Source organism: Gilliamella sp. CG16 (assembly GCF_046635785.1).
Taxonomy (GTDB): Bacteria; Pseudomonadota; Gammaproteobacteria; order Enterobacterales; family Orbaceae; genus Gilliamella; species Gilliamella apicola_I.
Window position 1 is genome coordinate 141,196 of the sequence record NZ_JBIDFL010000002.1, and the last position, 21,202, is coordinate 162,397.

Consider the following 21,202-nt stretch of genomic DNA (forward strand, 5'->3'; position numbering starts at 1 on the left):
AGAATTCCAAAAAGCGGGAATAGCTCAGTTGGTAGAGCGCAACCTTGCCAAGGTTGAGGTCGCGAGTTCGAACCTCGTTTCCCGCTCCAATTTCATCCTTATAAAAACTCTATACATACCCGTTTATTATATTATTTAATTGTGTTAATACTTATTACCCATTATATTGTCTGTGTAATTCCCTTTTGATAATCGTAGATGTTTTACTTATTAGTAAAGTGAAATGTACTTTGTCTTTTCTCAAAAGACAAACAAAAATAAAGCAAAATAAAAACTCAATTTATTTTGCCCTATATATCGTCGTATGCCTGCAATGCCAAGCGTTTACTTTACTAATATTATCCTGTTTACTAAACAACTAAAAACTATTTGTTGTTTTAAAACCACCTCCACCAGATGAGGAACTCGATCTAAATCCACTACTTCTTGAAGAAGAACTCCTTGACGAAGAACGGCTAGAAGATGAACTACTTACTGACCAACCTGAAGAATGCGTTTCTTGTCTGACTACTCTATAGGCTAACAGTGTTTGAATGATGCTTTCAGGAAAAACACGACTATTGAATAAGTTATTCAATAAATCATCAAGTTTTGATGATGATAGATTAAATTCATAAAGAGAACTCGGAATATTATTTTCTTTAAATATATAAAGTGCTTGTTCAAAGCGATGATAAGTATTCTCCAGTTCTCTAATCGTTTTTAGTAACGTGATAAGATAGGCTTCCGTATCCTTAATTTTTTGGTTTAGCTCTAAAATTCTTTCTAACAAAGCATCATCTTCTTTCGATTGAGTCTGCAAAGTTAAATCCGTTAACTTATTAAAAGTTTGTTCTTGGAACAATTTAGCAAGTTGATTTGAAATTGTCCTAAACTGAAAACTTTCGCCTTTTCGAACTTCTTCTAAGGTATTTTCAGTCTCCAGTTTTTGTTTTTTATAATCTGCTAAATCTTGCTCAGTTTGAGCTAATTCCATTTTTGTCTCGGGTAATTTTAAGCTTTTTTCAACTTCATATTCTTTTTGTTCTTTCTGTTTCGAAATTTGTTCGTAGACGTTTTTTTTATTTTCAAAACGCAATTTAGACTCTTTTATTAACGCCTCAAGTATTATCTGATTTTTGTAGTTTTCAGAAAAATTGACAAATCTGGCTACCCAAGCATCTAACTTACGAAATATCCCAAAAGCTTTATAATTACTTTCGCCAAATCGGCGATTAACCAAATAGTTGTAATAACGATTCTTATGATATTGTGCTAATTTGGTTATAAATTCTTGTTTAGACGCATTATAATTTTTTGTTTCGGAGGTTAACGCTAGTTTAGCTTCGTTATAATGATTAAAAATTGAGACATAATCAGCATCACTTTCAAGTTGCATAATCTTCTTTGTTGTTAGCTCATCTAATCGCAACAGCACTTCTGCCATTTTTTGATTATAGTCTTCAATGACATGATCTAATTGACCCGATTTATCTTCTAAATTACGGCATAACTCTTGTAATTGTCGGATGAACTTTTGAATCTGAACATCATCATTTTTAGGCGATTCTAATAAATAAATCGTTGCTATCTTTTGATATATTTCGACCTGTTCATTTTTCATATCCACAATTTTTTGACGAGAATCTTGCAACTCTTTTTTCGCTTTTGTTAATGAAACATTTACACCCGAAAGTTTATCCTCAATATTTCTTTCAATCTTTTTAGGTTGCATTTTTTACCACTCCAAAATCCGTCCTGACTTAACCGAATTTGGGCAAATAAACATTAAACGTCCTTTCGGTTTATTGCATAATTGGTTATTATCAATATGCCCATCATCAATTTTATCTGCTCTGACACTATTATAGGCTTTTTCAGTTACCTGTTGACCAAACATATCCACAAATTCTGTTTCGCCCGTTTCAATACTTTTTACCCATAGCGAAGTGGTATCTCCATTAGGCAATGTAGGAGTAACAATAATGTACCAAGATTTTCCATTCGTGTTTTCATGTGTCCGCTCAACACCCGATTTATAATACGGGTTATCAACAATCGTTAACGTCAAATTAGTTTGAGCAAGCTTAAGATAATAAGCTATCATTTTTTGATAGTTTTCTACATTATCAAAACTGAGATTTTTTAAATCTGCTTGTAACACATCTTGTAATGCAAGCACAGGCCTCATATCCGAATCAGGCACATTAAGTGCTAAAAATTGATTATTATCAGCTTGGATTTTATTTGCTATCGCCTTTGCCCTATCAATAGAATTGTAGAGCATTTCAATTTGACTAAAATCGACAACCTGTTGTCCTTGATTCAGATTGTCAATAACTGAATCAACCGCATGTTGTAATACAGGATATTGCTTACTTTCCTTGATAAATTGGTCACTTTTAATTAATTCTGCTAATCGTCTATCATCTTCAAGCAATGTATTTAACGTTTTCATTTGCAAACGTATTTCAGATAATTTATCACTTACGGTAAGACTGGCTTGCTTAAATTTATTATATGTTTCTTGTTCACTTTCGGTAATAAAAGAACCAGCAACCGTTGGTTTAACAAACGTCGGAATTAAATCTTGATTAAGCAGACTTGCAATAGAAGCTTTTAATTTTTTGGCGGGAATCTGTGCATAATGAATAGGATAATTATCAATTTTGGTAAACTGATTTTTTAACTCAGTTAAGGTGTTTTTAGACGTTAAAATCTGACTATAATAGTTATCGATGTTGGCTTTGATATCTTTTGTCACACTTAATTTACTGTAAACCACTATGACAGATAAAAACAAAATAACACCGACAACTATTGATATCACCTTTCTTTTAATATAACAGCGTACCAACAAATGCTGAAACCAAGAACGCTTAGGAGCATTAAAACGTAACCGATGATCAAACCATCGATTAATGCCTTCTTCAATGATTTGATTATCGACAATTTGCCCTTTAGCTTGATAGTAGGATTTAATACTTTCTTTTAAATTACTCCGTAATTTATCACGATCCAAATGCTCAAGTAACAGTTGCTGTTTTTGGTAAAGCTCATCAATTATTGCCATTGCACCTAATTGATCACTCAGTTTAATATCCTGCATCAACCCTCAACCTTCAAAATGATATTATTAAAGCGTTGTTTTCCTTCTTCAACAATCCGATCTATTTCTTTGGCGTTATCAATCGACTCATTTCTGAGTTCGGCAATTAATTGTTGGCTTGATTCTTGGTAATTTACAATTGATTCGACCAAAGCTCGCAATGAATCCGCTTTAATGGTTGAGCCATAACCTGCTTTTAAACCTTCTTCTAGTTGTTTATTACCAGAAGTCGCAATGCTTTCAATACCTTTACTCATACCTTCTTTCATTGCCTCTAAGGTTTTCGTACTTTCACTTAATCCTGTTAATGAAGTAATTGAAGCACTTAAAGCAGTAAATACAATTTCGTTGGTTGAAAAAAAGCTAACACTTTGTTGATAAACACGTTCTTTCACAGAAGTGGTTTGCTGTAATCGGGCAAAGACTGCTTCGGCAGAATTATAAGAAACAGTTAAATTATTGGCGAGATCTAACACAATTTGATAACGACTATCTTCTTGTTGAACATTACGTAATGCTTCATCTCGTAAAAGTTCTAGACGAGCACGTGCGACAGGATCATCAACATTAAAATTATCAACTTCAGCAATAGCCTCTGTTAATTTTTGTTTGCAGTCATCAAGGCGAGCAGTAGCAATTTGCAATACTTCTTGCGCAACAATTTGAGCTTGTTTTAAGCCAAAACGGAAATCTTGATAAGCATTTAAAATAACATGTTCACGTTGAACCTGATTGCCAGTTTCTTTCGAAACCTCTAAATAGGTTTTCTTAATCAAGTTAAATCGATCTGGAATAGAACCGCGTTGAAAGGTCATCCAACCCATTTTGATTTTTTCGATAAAATCTAATTTACCGTCATCTAGCCAACCCAACATTTTTTCCATATCCGTACGAATACTGTCAAAATGGCTGACAATTTTGGTATAGCGATCTGAAACGTGTACACCGTCTATTTGCTCCCGAACCACTTCATTAAAAGCACTTTGCTGTTGAAGTGTTCGCGCAATGGCAATAATACGATTTTTATCAATTTCAGCAATATTATCTAATAGTTTTAAAATCGGCGCATCGGCTTGAGGTTTAATCATAATTCCGATTTTATTTAACAATTGTACAGCTCTATCTACATATGAAACAACCTGACTAGACATCCTTTTTATTCCTTTAACCATTTTATCTTTAATATTAATCGCTTAAGCGAGCTGATTGAATTATATCTTAATAAAAAACTAATCACAATTTGAGATTAGTTTTAATTAAAGGTTAATAATTCAAATTTAATAATAAAAACGCAACCCCCGTTTTTGGCATAATATTCCCAATATATTTCAAAAATATGAGCAAAGATGTAATTTCTGTTTTGACATATCGCCATTTTGAGAATGGGAGTAATTGGCTATCGCTGACAATAAGGTTGCAGTTAATTTTTTTATAAAAAAATGACTAAGAAAATGGATTCAATCTATTGGATAAAAAAATAAACTATTTAAATGAATATCAAAAGTAAACAATTTAACTCATCATGATTGCTTATTTTTTGATTGCCAATTTTATTGCTATATGGTAAAAAAAGCTTAGTTACTTCTTTTTTAGTTTTATTTTTTTAAGTAAAAAAACAAACAAATTACAATTTTACACTTTCCCATTTTTAGTAATATAAACTGTTTTCATATTTAGCATTAACAATAATCTGTTGCTAGTCAAAAAAATCGTTTCCAATTATTAGTTATATAAGTAGGTATATGTTCAAAAAATTAAGCTCTACTTTGTTTTTTAACATAATTGCCAGATTCACGTAATGAGTTCTCAGCTGTCATTTTCAACTATTTGCTCTGTCGATTCAGAGTTCTGTTTAATTGTTAATATAAATGAGAGATTACCATGAATAAAATATATAAGTTGGTATGGAATGCACAGCGTCAAGCTTTTATCGTAACTTCAGAAAAAGCACAATCTAAGAGTAAATTATTTTTCACCAATTTACTGTCAATAACAACATTAACGTTAGCCTCGATTTCCATAAGCTATGCACAATGTATTGATAATCTTTCAGACAGTAATACGAATTGCCAGCAGCAGAGTGATCAACAACCATACGACAATCATCAAGTTAGCCAGCAAACTCCAAAATATTTTCAATATCCTTACTCAATAACTAATTTAAACAATTCGGTGGAAATCACACTGCCAAATCATATTGAATCGAATGACGATGGTTATGATTACTCAAGTAGTTCTGATGTCGATAATTTAACTGTGAATCAGCCAGCGGGTGAAATCATTGGCGGTAAATTTGGCATTAACATCAATCATAATGGTAAAGGCTCTACAAATCTTACCATTTCTGGCAGTGTTATTGGAAAGACAAATGCGGGGATACAAGTCACACATGCAATTGATGCCCAAGATTTAAATATTACAGAATTAGTTGGTGCTAATATTCATGGACAAGAATTTGGTATCCAGGCAATAAATAACGGGCGTGGGGTAACAACAATTACCACCTCAGAATCCGTGATCGCTGATAAGGGGATTGCTATTAATGTGGAAAATAACGTTGATACTAAAGGTTTAAATATCACGCAATCGGCTGGCGTCATTCATGGTATATTAGCGATTAGAGCTATGCATAATGGTAAAGGTTCATTGAACATCTCAACGTCGGGAGAAGTCATTTCTGACTCAGGAGATGGAGTCTACGGAATCAACAATTCAAACGCAAGTGATATTACTATTGGTCAATATGGCGGTTCAATCAAAGGTGCTCTAAATGGGATTTTTGCTAATAATGCAGGCAACGGGTCAACTACAATCACAACGGCTGGAAACATAACAGCACAAACACAATATGGCATATTCGCTCATAATGATTACAATACTCATGACTTAACAGTTACCCAGTCTAATGGACATATCACTAGTCAATCCCACGGTATGAAATTGGAAAACTATGGTAATGGTTCAACAGTCGTAACCACGTCGGGGGATATTATTAGTCAGGAAGGAGATGGGATAATAATCGATAATTTAAGCAATACCAAAAAACTTACATTTAACCAATTAAAAGGCAGTATAACTGGCTATCATCAAGGTATTAATTTAATCCACACTGGTAATGATGCTATGTCAATTACCGCCAATGGGGATATTATTGGTCAACAATCAAATGGTATAGCCGCTTTTGGCGCTGCAAATACTCAAGAATTAACTATCAATCAATTGAAAGGCAATATTATTGGTTACACTATTGGTATTTTTGCTCAAAATCGCGGCACAAATTCAACACTGATAACCACTTCTGGTAACGTAACAGGACAAAATTTAAGCGGAATATCTGTTCAGAATGATACTAATACGCATGATATCACCATTAACCAAGCATCCGGTACAATCCATGGGAATTTAAATGGGATTGAAACTTTCAATATGGGTAATGGCACAACGCTAATTACAACTGCAGGTGAAATAACCTCAAGCTCATCAAGTGGTATCTATTCGATAAATTATAACAATGCGAAAGATATTAATGTGATTCAGTCACTTGGAAACATTTCTGGAAAAAACTATGGTGTTTATCTTGATAATAACGGTAATGGTTCAAGCTCTATCACTGTAGCTGGCAACGTTACTGGCGTTAGTAAAGATGGTTTATTTGTTAATAATCATACTAATACTAAAAATCTAACCGCTAAACAATCTTCGGGTATGATTCAAGGAAAAGAGAATGGTATCAATTATAACAATTCTGGTAATGGCTCAACCTATATAACAACTTCAGGCACTGTAAGTGGTGAAGAAAATGATGGTATATATGCAATTAACGATATTCATACACATGATTTGAATGTTATGCAAACGAAAGGTAGCATTAATGGATATCTAAATGGAATCAATATACAAAATAAAGGCAGTGGCTCAACATCAATAATTTCATCGGGTGATGTGGTTGGTAGCCAAAAAAATGGTATTCATGCATTAAATGATCAATCAAGTACTAACTTTGTTGTTTCGCAAACATCGGGATTGATTAAAGGGTTAATTTATGGCGTTTACATTGAAAATAATGGAACAGGATCAACATCAATTAATTCATCTGGAGATATTGTTGGCGGTCAAGAAGACGGCCTTTATGCAGTAGGAAATGATAATACACAAGAAATAAAAATTGGTCAATTAGACGGCAATATCACAGGATCAAATCATGGCATTAATATTTTAAATAATGGTCAAAATTCCAGTACCATTACCACATTAGGTAAGGTTAATGGATTAGAAGGTCATGGTATTAATGCTATCAATAATTCTCATGCTAAAGATCTGACTGTGATTCAATCATCTGGCGAAATTAATGGTAAATTAAATGGCATTAAAATGCTCAACAATGGAACACGTTCAACCCTAGTCAGTATAGCCAATAACGTTACCGGTAACTCGCTTGATGGAGTAGAAGTTATAGGACAGTCTTCAACCAATAATTTGATATTTGGACAGATAAAAAACAGTGAAATTAAGGGATATATTAACGGCGTTAATTTATTAAATAATGGACAAGGTTCAACAGGATTAAAAGTGGCAGGGAAAATAAATAGCCAAACCCGAGATGCTGTCCTTGTGGTTAATGATACCAACACGAACAATCTTTCGTTTAAACAAGAGAAAGAAGGCAATATAGAAGGCGCTTTAAATGGTGTTTACCTCACCAATCAGGGACGTGGATTTACGCATATTGTTAATGAAGGTTCAATTCTTTCTAATGGTGGTAATGGTATTTTCGTGGTAAATAAAAATTTGACACAAAACCTCAAAATTGAATCGTCTGGTAATATTAAAAGTTTTGATAATGGTATTAATACCCTAAATGAAGGAAAAGGCTTTACCTCATTATCATCTTCATCAAATATTACAGCTAACATGGGTTCAGGAATTCATTTAATTAATGGAGAAACAGCAACCGATATGACAATTACTCAATTAAATGGCGTAATCTCAGGTTTTGATAGTGGTATTAAAGCGATAAATAATGGTTCAGGCTTCACGCAAATTGATATATCGGGCAAAGTGATTAGCCAAGATAATGTATCTGGGAATGGTATTTATACTTCAGGTAAAGAAAACGCGAAAACCTATATTAATCTTAATCAAGGTGCTGATGTTTCATCAGCAAATAATATTGCGATAAGAAATGAATCAACCGATTCCATCGTCTCACTAAATAATGGTTCTAAAGTAAGTGGAGAAATCAGATTAGGTTCGGGCAATGATACCTTGATCATGAATCAAGGTGCCGATATTTCTGCACTCACTATCATTGATGGTAGCGAGAAAAAAAATCAAATCAGGCGCGCATCTGAACTTGATACGCTCATACTGAATTTACATCTTACAGGTTCTTCAACCTCTGATGGTGCCATTAATAATGTTGCTATTTATAATTGGGAAGATATTACACTTAAAAATACAGGTAGATTAACATTAACCGGTGATCTTAACACCAACAAGCTAACGCTTGAATCTGGTGCTGTAGTTGACCTGCACCCTTCTCTTCATCAAGTTAAAGTTAATGGTAACGTCTACAATGGTGGAACAATCACTTTAAGCAACACTATTGCCGGCGATAACATGACAATAAGTGGTGATTACATAGGTAATAATGGTAAATTAATACTCGACACCGTTGTTCAAGACAGTGATAGTCCAACAGATAAATTGATTGTAAACGGTAACACATCGGGCAATACATTTATCAGCATCAATAATATTAATGGATTAGGTGCGGATACAGGTAATACCAATGGCATTGAAGTCGTTCATGTTGATGGTACGAGCACGAATGATGCATTTAGCATTGAAAATCAACATATCGATGTGGGTGCTTACGAATATATCCTATATAAAGGCGATATTAATAAACAAAATAATAATTGGTATTTACGATCATTTCTGATTAAAGATCCAGAGCAACCAATCAATCCGGACAACCCAACCAACCCCGAAAATCCGACTAATCCAACTAATCCGGATAACCCGAACAATCCAGATAACCATACAGAACCTACCGACCCGATTATCGACCCTGACCCGCAAGATCCTAATGTAACCCCTGGAACAATAACATACCGAAAAGAAGTCCCAATGTTTGCTGCCATTCCCGCCCTATTACGTCAAGCTGATAATATAATGCAAGGCAATATGCACCAACGTATCGGCAATACGCCATTTTTAGATTCACCGATGACTTGGGGCCGATTCATCAATAAACGGATCAATTTACAACAGAGCGGTATAGCTAACGCACATAGCAAAGGGAATTATACAGGCTTACAGTTAGGTAGTGATATTTTGCAGAATAAAGAATGGCGTATGGGGGCTTATTTTGGTTATTTGCGTGGAGATTTAAGTGTTGATGGCTTTGCGAGTGGCAAAAATGGTCGAGTGGGAAGTAACAAAATCGATTCATACTTTTTAGGTGCATATGGTACCTATATGCAAGACAATGGCACATATGTGGATATTGTTTTACAAGGTGCACATCATCATACCGATGTAAAACCGAATGGAAATAAAAACAGCAAACAAAAAGGATACGGTTTCAGTGCATCGATCGAAACAGGCAAACCCTTTAACTTATCGGATAGTGGCTGGAAGTTAGAACCACAAGCTCAAATCATTCACCAATGGTTAAATTTGGATGATAGTCATGTGAGTGGAAACACTAAAATTAAACAAAGTCATATCAATAAATGGTTATTCCGTGTTGGTGGTCGATTTGAAGGTCTATTCCAAACTGAAACCGGTATTTTACGTCCCTATGCAAGGGCGAATTTATTCTATTCACCTAATGGTGCCGATCGTATTAACTTTGCCAGCCAGAGTGCATCAACAAAATTCAGTAATGGCGCAAAATACCTCAGCTCAGAAATTGCACTTGGTGGCAGTTATGAATTAAACAATCAAATGAGTATTTACACTGAAGTTGGGCATACGTGGACTAATGGCGGAAAAGCGAGAGTTAAAGCGCCATTCAGTAGTTCAATAGGTATTAAAGCCAACTGGTAATATTACTGAGCATCCTAATTCAAAAACAGATAAAACCGATAACGTTGTTGCTATCGGTTTTATCTTGAAATTTGTTTACTACTTTTATAATTTAGCCCAATCATTCATCCAATCACGCTTCCAAATCGATAAAAAATAAAAATACATTTTTAGACTTTGTGATATTAATTATCATCTTCTAGCAACGATTTAAAATCGCTTTCACATCACTGCGTAATTAATCTTAATAATTATCTCAAGCGCTATATAAAAAAACATTATGATAATGATTATTTTCTATAAAGATACTAATGAATTATGGTACTGTTTCGGCTTGTTATACAGATTTTGTTTCAAAATAGGAAAACAATTATGAGTCAATCATCCAATCCATTAGTTCGTTTCTATCTGAAAGTGGGATTAATACCACAGATACTATTAGGATTAATTTTAGGCATTATTTTGGCTGCCGTCTCAAAAGAAACCGCCTTAGATATGTCTTTGATTGGAGAACTATTTATCAATGCGCTTAAATCCGTTGCGCCAATATTAGTATTGATTCTCGTTATTGCCTCAATTGCCAATCACCAACAAGGCAAGCAAGCAAACATGAAACCCTTAATTGCACTTTATTTGACTGGAATGATGTTAGCAGCATTATTAGCCACGGTTGCCAGCTTTCTATTTCCGTCGCAAATCTCATTTGGTGATACACTTGAAAATTTAACCTTTACTCCACCTAATGGCATTTCTGCGGTATTAAAAACCTTATTAGAAAAGATGATCGATAATCCAGTTAGTGCCCTTATCAACGCCAACTATATTGGCTTAATTATATGGGGTGTGGGCATTGGTTTAGCCTTAAGGCACTCAAGTGAAACAACCAAAACCATGATGAGCGATTTATCTTATGCTATCTCATTTATTGTGAGAATTATCATCCGTTTTGCGCCCTTAGGTGTATTTGGACTTGTAGCATCAACACTGGCAAAAACAGGCTTTGGCGAATTATTAAAATATGCGCATTTACTGATTGTTTTAGTCGCTTGTATGCTGATTGTCGCATTAGTGATTAATCCCCTACTCGCATTTTTGGTTATGCGTAAAAACCCTTATCCATTAGTATTTACATCTTTAAAAGAAAGTGCGATCCCCGCCTTTTTTACCCGTAGCTCTGCCGCCAATATTCCTGTTAATATTGAAATCTGTAAAAAATATAAAATGGATGAAGATACCTATTCGGTTGCTGTGCCACTTGGTGCTGCGATTAATATGTCTGGGGCGGCAATCACCATAACCGTTTTGACACTTGCCACTGTCAACTCAATGCCAGCAAGTGCGAATATCCATGTCGATATCTACTCCGCACTTTTACTCTGTATTATTACTTCTATATGTGCTTGTGGTGCATCAGGTATTGCCGGTGGCTCACTGCTTCTTATTCCGGTTGCCTGTAGTATGTTTGGCATACCGAATGAAATTTCAGCAAATGTAATTGGTATTGGCATTGCAATAGGTGTCATTCAAGACTCCGTTGAAACCGCATTAAATTCCTCCAGCGATGTGGTGTTTATCGGTGCTGTATCATCAGCAGCGCAAAAGAAACAATCGGCATTAAATTAACATCTTATTTTTTAATGAAGGATTATTTAAACAATAAGTTAATCAAACAAAATACTTCACTGCTTCAATACCTCCCAAAAGCATGATAATCTAACCATTATCATGCTAAGCGGTGAAAGTCACATTTTAACAATGTTATGTGACACCATTCATTTTGGTGTCTATAACCCACATGCACAATAAGATTGCTTTTATTAAAACGACTCATTATTATGAGAATCTTTTTAACAATTTGACAACCCCCTATAAATCACTATGTCAACACAGTCATTCTCAAAAAAAGGTAACGACACTAAAGCAGCATTGATCCGTAGTGGCATGGCGTTAATGACAACTTATGGCTACCTATCCTCAAATCTAGAAAGTATATTGAAACAGGTTGGTGTACCCAAAGGGTCATTTTATTACTACTTCAAAAGTAAAGAAGATTTTGGGCGAGCCATTATCGCGTCTTATGATAGCTTTTTTAGTCATAAATTAGATAAACATCTAACCGACAGCTTGATATCATCACCACTCGCTAGAATCAAAGCTTTTTATGAAGATGCTAAACAAGGCATGGCAAAATATGATTTTAATCGTGGTTGCTTAATTGGCGAACTAATCCAAGAAGAATCGTTATTACCGGAAGGGTATGCACAACTACTTGAACAGATTTTACAAAATTGGCAGGCCAAACTAGAACACTGTTTATTACAGGCACAACAATGCGGAGAACTGAGTTCAGCGGTAAACTGTAAAGCCCTTGCAGAATTTTTTTGGATTGGTTGGGAAGGCGCCGTAACTCGTAGTAAATTAATAAAAAAATCGGCACCTTTAGATCTGTTTATTCAACTTTTTTTAGATAAAATAATTCAATAATACCAATGGTTAATTTTGATTTATTCCTTCCTAACCAATTCATGTTACGCACGCTTAAATAACCTTTAAAAGACAATTTATATTATTTTGATTGCCTATCACTAGGCAATATGATACAAATAATAGCGAATTATCGTACTATCTTTTCAAGCAAAAAATAATCGATAATTTCAATAGACAATCTTTCCACCTTGTACTTCGTTTCATCATTTTATTTGTAAATAACGCAATTTTATTTTTATTCATAAATATCTTTACATAATGCATTAAATTTTCATAAGTTTTTTGTATCTCGTTACAATAAAAACAAAATATTCGTTGGTTAATTTTCTATCAGCATTTTCATTTAAATTACAAGCTATATTTTACATAAATATAAATATCTCTGATTAAGTGAGAGGAAATAATGAACAAAATTTATAGGCTTATTTGGGATGCAGTACGTCAAAGTTATGTACCAACTTCGGAAAATACCCAATCAAAAGGTAAAAGTTTTTCGGTCAAATTGCTTACTGTTGTTAGTTTGAGTTTTGTATTAACACATTACAGTTATGCAAGTGACACGGCAAACGATTTAAATAATGCAATTGTTTCACAAAAACATTATATTAATCAATCATTAAACTTTCCATACAGCGGTAATCCTCTACAGAATTTTATTAATCACAGCGCTGGCATAAGTATTTTTGCCACCTCAAAAAACATCACTATATCAAACGATATTACCAACTCGAATGATGGATACGATTACACAACCGACAGTAACACCAGTGATTTTACTTTTAACCAAGCGGCTGGCTCCATAACTGGAGAAGCCAGTGGAGTGAATATTACTCACGGCGGTATTGGTTCAAGTAACATCATGCTATCAGGCGTGATTACAGGAAAAGCTGAGAATGGGCTCGCGGTAAACAATACCGAAACCACAAAAGATTTAAAAGTATCACAAATGGGTAACAGTAGCATTCAGGGTAAAAAAAATGGGATCAAAGTCGAGAATAAAGGTAACGGAACCACAACACTAACCACTTCTGGACGCGTTGTTGGTGAAGCAGCCAACGGAATACAAGCTGATAATGCGACAAGTGCAAAGGATCTTAAGGTTATCCAACTGATAGGAAGTATATCGGGCAGAACAAATGGTATTTATGCAAACAATAGCGGAACGGGCTCGACAACGGTCACTACCTCTGGCGAAGTCATTGGTAGCCAACATGAAGGAATTTACATATTTAATGATACCACAGCCAAAGACATCACCGTTACACAAATGAATGGCAGTAGTATTAAAGGCCACGCAAATGGTGTCAATATTATAAACAACGGTATAGGATCGACGTTGATTAATGCATCAGGAAGTGTTGAAGGTCAAACAGCAAATGGCATGTTTGTCGTCAACAAAGAAAATACAGAAGATCTCACCGTTAACCAATTAGAAGGCACGATTCATGGTAGTACAAATGGTATTAACATGACAAATAATGGTAACGGTTCAACACTGGTCACGACTTCAGGTGATGTCATTGGTGATCAAAATGACGGGTTATTCAATGCTAATCATGCCAATGCCCATGACCTCACACTTAATCAGTTATCCGGCAAGATTCAAGGTAAGCAAAACGGGATCAATATGGCGAATAATGGTAAAGGCTCAACCTTTATCACCACCTTAGGTAATATTATTGGTACTGAAAATGATGGGCTATACTCCTATAACGGTAACAATACGCATGACCTTACTGTGCATCAATCTGGGGGCTCTATAAATGGCAAGCTTAATGGCATCAATCTTGCCAACCAAGGAAACGGATCAACCACCATTAACTCAGTGGGTGATGTCATAGGCGAAAATAATGATGGCATGTATGTGGCGAATGATGTCAACACGCAAGATCTGACGATTAAACAAAACGGTGGCAAAATCAGTGGCAATATGAACGGGATTAATCTTGCTAATAAAGGAAAGGGATCCACATTCATAACCACACAAGGAAAAGTGTTAGGCAACCAAAATGATGGTATGTTTGCCCTTAATAATACTACCACTCAGCATCTTACCGTCGAACAATCAGACGGAAGTATTCAAGGTAATAAAAATGGCATAAACATGGCGAACAAAGGCAACGGTTCAACCCAAATTACCACATCGGGTGAAGTCATTGGGAAAAATAATGATGGCATGTATGCCTTTAATGATATCAACACGCAAAACATTACCGTCAACCAAAAAGGTGGAAAAATTTCTGGTAATTTAAATGGAATAAACATGGCCAATAGCGGTAAAGGTTCAACCACTATTACCACATCAGGCGAAGTATTTGGCAATAATAACGACGGTTTATATGCCGCGAATCAATCAAACACTCAAAATTTATCTATTACACAATCGGCAGGCATCATTAACGGGAATGCCAATGGGATCAACATTGCCAATCATGGCAATGGATCGACTTCTATTTCAACATCAGGTGTGATAAAAGGACAGAAAAATGACGGTATGTACGCCTTAAATGGCACCAATTCACATGATCTAACCGTTAAGCAATCATCAGGAAATATTTATGGTGCATTAAACGGTATCAATATGGCGAACAGTGGTCTAGGTGAAACCAACATTACCACGTCGGGAAATGTAATCGGTGCAAAATACGATGGGTTATATGCTGTTAACGATGTCCATACAACAGATATGAAGATAAATCATATACAAGGTAACATTACAGGCCAAAAAAACGGTATCAATATTACCAACAAAGGTAAAGGTTCATCTTATATAACATTAACCGGTAATGTAACCGGTTCAACTTATGATGCAATCGTTGCTTCAAATGATTCAACCGCTAATGATTTATCTGTAATACTTGATAATAATGCCACCATTACAGGACAACTCAATGGCATCAATTTAGTGAATAAAGGTCGTGGTTCAACCTCTATTAACATTAATGGATCTGTCCTAAGCCATTCTTTAGATGCAATCATTGTGGCTAATGATGTTACAACAAAAGATCTGATCTTTTCGCTCCAAAATCAGGCACATATTCAAGGAAGTAAAAATGGGATCAATCTGACTAACCAAGGATTAGGATCGACAAGCATTACTATCGAAGGTAACATTCAAGCAGGGCGTGGAGATGCGATCTCAGCGTCCAATAAAAATAAAGCTCAACATTTATATATTGAACAAAAGGCAACCAGTAGCGTAACCAGTTCAGATAATGGTATCAATGTGAGTAATTTAGGAACAGGAATTTCATCTATTACTGTATCAGGAAATATTAATGGTGATAACGGTTCGGGAATACTAGTTAAAAACGGCAATACATCAAGCGATCTCATCTTATCCCAAAAGGCTGGTAGCATAATTGGACTAAATAGTGGGATTAATGTCACCAATAACGGGACAGGCATAACTAAAATTGATATCGCAGGCACGGTAGTTGGTAAGGGGCAAAATCAACTTAACCTTCCTGGTGCTGGCATTTACTCATCAGGTAATGTTGGGACAAAAACCTATATCAATCTTAATGCAGGATCGGATGTTTCAGCCCTAATAGGCGCATCAATTAAAAATGAAATTAGTGATGCGATAATTACTCTTAATGATGGTTCAAAAATCAGTGGACAAATCCTACTTGGAACGGGTAATGATACCCTCACCATTCATAAAAATGCGAATATTACCGACCTCACGATTATTGATGGTGGTAGTGATACAATGCGCAGTTCACAATCATCGTCAACCGATACACTGAATCTTTACCAAGATCTGACAGGATCATCAACAAGTACGGGGCGTAGTGGCGATGTATCTGTGCTAAATTGGGAAAATATCAACGTAGGGCAAGGGATAACATTTACATTAACAGGCGATTTAGATACTCAAAACCTTAACTTAAACGCTGATTCTGTTTTGAAATTACAAACATCATTAAATCAAGCTACGGTAAACGGTACCATCAATAACGCAGGAACCATAACGCTGAGTAATTCAAAGGCTGGCGAAAATTTAATAATTAACGGTGACTATGTCGGCAACAATGGTAAATTAATACTGGATACCGTGGTACAAGGTAGTGAAAGTGATACCGATAGATTAAATGTGAATGGTCATGTAACTGGACAAACACAATTACAGATAAATAATGTCAATGGAATTGGGGCGGACACCACAAATACAAATGGCATTAAAGTGGTAAATGTGACCGGTAGTAGTACCAATGACGCATTCAATCTTCAAGGTGGACATTTAGATGTCGGCGCTTTCGAATATTATCTTTATAAAGGTGATCTCAATCATCAAAATGATAATTGGTATTTACGCTCCTATTTGGACAACCTATATGAAGATCAAAATACCGACAAGAATAATACTCATTCAAAGAATGAAGAAAATAATCCGGGAACAACTGATTCTAACAATGATGAAAATAATCACGATTTGAACCCTATTATTGATTCAAATCATCAAAAAGAAGAAAAGCATAATACCAACAACAAACGCTTAACTTACCGAAAAGAAGCCCCACTTTATTCAGCGGTGAGTGAGCAATTACGTCAAGCGGATATTATCATGCTCAGCAATCTACACCAACGCATAGGTAATACGCCAAGCAACGATGTCACTAACACATGGGGTAGATTCATTGCAGCACGCAAAGATATCAAACAAAACGGCGTATTAAATACTCACAGCAAAGGAAATTACACCGGTTTACAATTAGGTAGTGATATCTGGCAAGATAATGATTGGCGTATAGGCGCTTATTTTGGTTACCTATACGGTGACTTAAAAGTTAACGGGTTTGCTAGTGGTATAAATGGACATGTTGGAAAAAATACGACTGACACGTATTTTATTGGTGCTTATGGGACTTACACGCATGATGACGGCAGTTATCTGGATTTAGTGGTGCAAGCTGCACGACATAAAGTCAATATCAAACCAAACAGTAACACCAACAGCAAACAAAAAGGCTATGGCGCTACCGCTTCACTCGAATTAGGTAAACCGTTTACATTCAGTGATATGGGTTGGAAGCTAGAACCTCAAGCACAGATTATACACCAGTGGCTCGATCTGGATAAAAGCCATATAAATGGTAACACAACCGTCAAACATAGTAATAATAATGCTTGGCTATTCCGTATTGGGGGTAGACTCGAAAACGATTTTGCTATGGTTTTTGGCACATTAAGACCCTATGCGCGAGTAAATCTGTTCTATTCGCCAAATGGTGCTGATCGTACCCACTTCGCTACACCAAGTTATACCAAGACAATCCGTAGTGGTGCGTCACAGACCAGTACCGAATTAGCGATTGGTGGAAGCGTTGACATCAACACGCAATTTACCGCCTACGGTGAATTGGGTCACACTTGGTCAAATGGTGGCAATGCCAGAGTCAAAGCCCCAATAAATGGGTCAATAGGCATCAAAGCCAACTGGTAAATTAATATAACAACCCAATTAAAACCGATATTATGTGATCAAACCAATATCGGTTTTTTTATATTAAAGCCATCATACAAGTTTAGGCTGACTGAAATAACCGTAAAATTAACCCGATTGATTAATACGATTGATGGCGATTTTAGCGCTTCAATAGCTTGATTAATATCTGTTGCAATAGACTAGACAATCGGTCTATAATTTTTAGACCGACTGTCTAGCAACATTAAATCAGCCTGTTCGCTGACTACCTGTTCTACCAATTCAGTGAGTAAACATACCTTAGATTGCCAAATGTAATAAGGAATAACCATGTCATTCAAAGCTATTGTATTAGAAAAAGATGAAAACCACGGTTTTACAAGTTCTATAAAAACCCTTTCCCAACAACAATTACTTGCTCAACAAGGTGACACATTAATCGAAGTTCACTACTCAAGCATTAACTATAAAGATGCATTAGCACTCACTAACAAAAGCCCCGTTGTCCGGCAATGGCCAATGATACCGGGCATTGATGGTGTGGGCTGTGTTATTGAGTGTGCAAATGGTCACTATCAAAAAGGGGATATGGTCATCTTAAACGGTTGGGGATGTGGTGAAACCCACTGGGGATGTTTAGGACAATATGCCTACTTAAAATCAGAATGGTTAATTCCGTTACCACAAAATATCACGCCTTATCAATCAATGGTTTTGGGTACTGCCGGCTATACCGCCGCCTTATGTGTAAAACGACTGCTTGATTTCGGCATCAAACCGCAAAATGGCGCTATTCTTGTAACGGGTGCAAGTGGTGGCGTGGGTTCCGTTGCCGTTGCCCTGCTAAGCAAATTAGGTTATAACGTAACAGCCTCGACCAGCAAAATGGATGATCAAGACTACCTAAGCAAACTTGGTGCAACCAATATCATTGACAGCCAACCATTAAAACAAGCAGGCAAACCACTCCAAAAAGAACAATGGGCTGCCGTTGTCGATGTCGTTGGGTCACACACACTTGCAAATGCGTGTGCACAAACACAATATGGTGGTATAGTGGCTTGCTGTGGATTGGCACAAGGTATGGACTTACCTGCAACGGTTGCACCATTTATTTTGCGTGGCGTAACATTAGCCGGTGTTGATAGTGTAATGGCAACTTATCAAAATCGTTTAGCGGCATGGCAGTTATTATCCCAACATCTTGATGCATCAATGCTATCCCATATTGGCAAGACCATCACTTTAAATGACTGTAATGATATCGCCACTAAAATGATAGCAGGGCAAATAAAAGGTCGTTATGTGGTTGATGTGAAAAAATAAAGTTAATCTTGACGCCTTAAAAGCATTCAAATTAAGATAATTAAGCCAGTCAATACCGACAAAAAAAATGTTGACCTTAAATACATTATGTAAGTGTTGACTATGGCTTAATATGATACTTTTGTTTGATGTCGGCTAGCTCGTCATGCGTGGTGGCATTAAACGCTTCGACCATCCAGTCTGGCCAACCTTGACCTTCTATAATCTCTTTTTTAAATTGGGTTTCTTGTTCCCATTTATATTTGCCGTCGTTAAAACTGAATAAATTATCTTCATAATACATAAAATTATTTAACCATCCCCATGAACAATTAGATCCATAATATAAGACTGATGGTTGAAATATAATATGATCGACTGTTTTATAGGTATCGGGTTTACATACCATTAATACAATCATATATGACGAAAATCTTGAAGACCTAAACTGCAACACAACACCTTGCAAATCTGCCCAATCATATTCCTTAATTCGTTTTTTTAAAGGATAAAACATATAAAGCGGGTTATAAAACAATTTAAAGTTAAAAAAATAACCTTCATTGATATAGACCTTACCCGTTTTACGGTTAAAAATAATCGGACTTCCACCAAACGTTAACAGATTACGACACACTCCCGGAACAGCAAATAAATACATTAAAAAAATTAAAAGTAACAAAATGGTAACATTAAAAAGGCAAAAATAAATATCAATCGGTTTATTAGCGAACAATAACTCACAACATAATTGACTAAACATAAAAATGACATAACTATTAACAAAGAATAAAAACAAATAAAACAAACCATTTATTAAACTTTCTAAGTTATCATGACGAATAAACGCACAATAATTATCGTTGGCATATAATAAGGAATCCTTCTCAAATGAGCTATATTGTTCCCCTTTTTTAAAATCACGATGCCAACCGTATAGTTGGGGACGATATTTGGATTTCATGTTCACTCCTTGTTATTATTTTATATCTTAACTGACTATATTAAATTGAATATGTGATTATTGATTATCAATATCTGGCGTAAAACCACGTTCATCAATCACCTCGACCCAATCCGGTACGATTGGCGTTCGACAGTAATAAGTAGCTTTAGCGTCTCGTATTTTGATTCGTTCAAATTCGGGGGTTTGTGGATCGTCATACAACTCAGGATCGCCCGAGCGATTTAATTTTTTAAAACGCTCATGTTCAACTGACGTATCATGAGACCAAGGTTTAGGATAGCCTAAGGTGGCAAAAATGCGATTACCGATAAAAGAGTAACGACCTCCTGCTAGTAAAAAAAACATAATTGTTAAAACAAAAAACACAATAAAAGTGATTAAAGCAAAAGAAACCAATTCGTATAAAAAATCTTCATACGAACCAGCGAAGAAAACAACTAAAATAATTATTAAATAATTAAAGAAACAAAGTGCACCCGCTATTATAGCTGAATACTTTAACCGGCGAAAAGTCGGTGTATCCACTGCGTGAGGAAAGTATAAAGCATGGGTTTTCGGTATTCGAACCGCATAAGATTGATAATAGTTATCATCATCGCTTTTATCCACGACCATTTCCACATAATCGCCATTGTTAAAGCTAATATGGGTTAATTTGCCTTCGACAAATTTACGCCCGACATAGCAACTGAATTTTTTGCCCTCTAAGGTAATGCTGCCCACTGACAGCGTAGTCAATAACGCGGCCGCTACGCCAAATGCCCCAGTAATTAGCGCCCCTATCATGGCGATTAAGCCGACATTATTGTCCGAGCCTAGCTCTTTTGAGTCATCGATAATTTGTAGCTGGCTGACCGTGCCTTTTAAAATGCGATACTGTTTTGCCATA

At 35.7% G+C, this 21,202-nt stretch carries 10 protein-coding genes and 1 tRNA gene; 6 read left to right on the top strand and 5 right to left on the bottom strand.

All coding sequences use genetic code 11. The features are described 5' to 3' along the window. Positions 1 to 13 precede the first annotated feature (13 nt). A tRNA-Gly gene (locus ACGH47_RS03120) sits at positions 14 to 89 on the top strand. A gap of 269 nt (positions 90 to 358) precedes the next feature. Here ACGH47_RS03120 and ACGH47_RS03125 read toward each other — a convergent pair. Genes ACGH47_RS03125 through ACGH47_RS03135 form a run of 3 tightly spaced genes read right to left on the bottom strand, consistent with a single transcriptional unit; the run spans position 359 to position 4,239 of the window. Then, positions 359 to 1,714 (bottom strand): hypothetical protein, encoded by a 1,356-nt coding sequence (locus ACGH47_RS03125; RefSeq protein WP_411622705.1) that lies wholly within the window; start codon positions 1,712 to 1,714, stop codon positions 359 to 361. Positions 1,715 to 1,717: 3 nt separating this feature from the next. Beyond that, positions 1,718 to 3,088: a DUF6384 family protein gene (locus tag ACGH47_RS03130; RefSeq protein WP_411622707.1), complete on the bottom strand. Its 1,371-nt coding sequence runs from the start codon at positions 3,086 to 3,088 to the stop codon at positions 1,718 to 1,720. Further along, the gene (locus tag ACGH47_RS03135; RefSeq protein WP_267360493.1) at positions 3,088 to 4,239 is read right to left on the bottom strand and encodes a hypothetical protein; all 1,152 of its coding nucleotides are present in this window, start codon (positions 4,237 to 4,239) and stop codon (positions 3,088 to 3,090) included. The genes ACGH47_RS03130 and ACGH47_RS03135 overlap by 1 nt, the downstream gene beginning before the upstream one ends. Positions 4,240 to 4,969: 730 nt before the next feature. Here ACGH47_RS03135 and ACGH47_RS03140 point away from each other — a divergent pair. From ACGH47_RS03140 to ACGH47_RS03160, 5 genes are all read left to right on the top strand, one after another. Further along, entirely contained in the window at positions 4,970 to 10,144 is a 5,175-nt protein-coding gene (locus ACGH47_RS03140) for an autotransporter outer membrane beta-barrel domain-containing protein (RefSeq protein WP_411622709.1), read from the top strand. 351 nt (positions 10,145 to 10,495) lie between these two features. Continuing rightward, positions 10,496 to 11,746, top strand: a complete 1,251-nt coding sequence (gene sstT / locus ACGH47_RS03145; RefSeq protein ID WP_267351241.1) for a serine/threonine transporter SstT — start codon at positions 10,496 to 10,498, stop codon at positions 11,744 to 11,746. Between the two features lie 255 nt (positions 11,747 to 12,001). Then, positions 12,002 to 12,607 (top strand): TetR/AcrR family transcriptional regulator, encoded by a 606-nt coding sequence (locus tag ACGH47_RS03150; RefSeq protein WP_411622710.1) that lies wholly within the window; start codon positions 12,002 to 12,004, stop codon positions 12,605 to 12,607. Between the two features lie 406 nt (positions 12,608 to 13,013). Next, positions 13,014 to 18,059: an autotransporter outer membrane beta-barrel domain-containing protein gene (locus ACGH47_RS03155; protein ID WP_411622711.1), complete on the top strand. Its 5,046-nt coding sequence runs from the start codon at positions 13,014 to 13,016 to the stop codon at positions 18,057 to 18,059. Between the two features lie 312 nt (positions 18,060 to 18,371). Then, entirely contained in the window at positions 18,372 to 19,367 is a 996-nt protein-coding gene (locus tag ACGH47_RS03160) for an MDR family oxidoreductase (protein WP_411622713.1), read from the top strand. Positions 19,368 to 19,467: 100 nt separating this feature from the next. Here ACGH47_RS03160 and ACGH47_RS03165 read toward each other — a convergent pair whose 3' ends face one another. Together ACGH47_RS03165 and ACGH47_RS03170 are read right to left on the bottom strand one after the other, a co-directional pair. Further along, positions 19,468 to 20,310, bottom strand: coding sequence for a DUF6708 domain-containing protein (locus ACGH47_RS03165; RefSeq protein ID WP_411622715.1), 843 nt, complete (start codon positions 20,308 to 20,310; stop codon positions 19,468 to 19,470). Between the two features lie 57 nt (positions 20,311 to 20,367). Then, positions 20,368 to 21,201: a putative type VI secretion system effector gene (locus ACGH47_RS03170; protein WP_411622716.1), complete on the bottom strand. Its 834-nt coding sequence runs from the start codon at positions 21,199 to 21,201 to the stop codon at positions 20,368 to 20,370. Between the last annotated feature and the right edge of the window lies 1 nt (position 21,202).

What these genes read in the sequence shown, in the direction of transcription:
- ACGH47_RS03125 (WP_411622705.1), bottom strand. Translation starts at nt 1,714, where the DNA reads ATGCAACCTAAAAAGATTGAAAGAAATATTGAGGATAAACTTTCGGGT.
- ACGH47_RS03135 (WP_267360493.1), bottom strand. Translation starts at nt 4,239, where the DNA reads ATGTCTAGTCAGGTTGTTTCATATGTAGATAGAGCTGTACAATTGTTA.
- sstT (WP_267351241.1), top strand. Translation starts at nt 10,496, where the DNA reads ATGAGTCAATCATCCAATCCATTAGTTCGTTTCTATCTGAAAGTGGGA.
- ACGH47_RS03165 (WP_411622715.1), bottom strand. Translation starts at nt 20,310, where the DNA reads ATGAAATCCAAATATCGTCCCCAACTATACGGTTGGCATCGTGATTTT.
- ACGH47_RS03160 (WP_411622713.1), top strand. Translation starts at nt 18,372, where the DNA reads ATGTCATTCAAAGCTATTGTATTAGAAAAAGATGAAAACCACGGTTTT.
- ACGH47_RS03170 (WP_411622716.1), bottom strand. Translation starts at nt 21,201, where the DNA reads ATGGCAAAACAGTATCGCATTTTAAAAGGCACGGTCAGCCAGCTACAA.
- ACGH47_RS03155 (WP_411622711.1), top strand. Translation starts at nt 13,014, where the DNA reads ATGAACAAAATTTATAGGCTTATTTGGGATGCAGTACGTCAAAGTTAT.
- ACGH47_RS03130 (WP_411622707.1), bottom strand. Translation starts at nt 3,088, where the DNA reads ATGCAGGATATTAAACTGAGTGATCAATTAGGTGCAATGGCAATAATT.
- ACGH47_RS03150 (WP_411622710.1), top strand. Translation starts at nt 12,002, where the DNA reads ATGTCAACACAGTCATTCTCAAAAAAAGGTAACGACACTAAAGCAGCA.
- ACGH47_RS03140 (WP_411622709.1), top strand. Translation starts at nt 4,970, where the DNA reads ATGAATAAAATATATAAGTTGGTATGGAATGCACAGCGTCAAGCTTTT.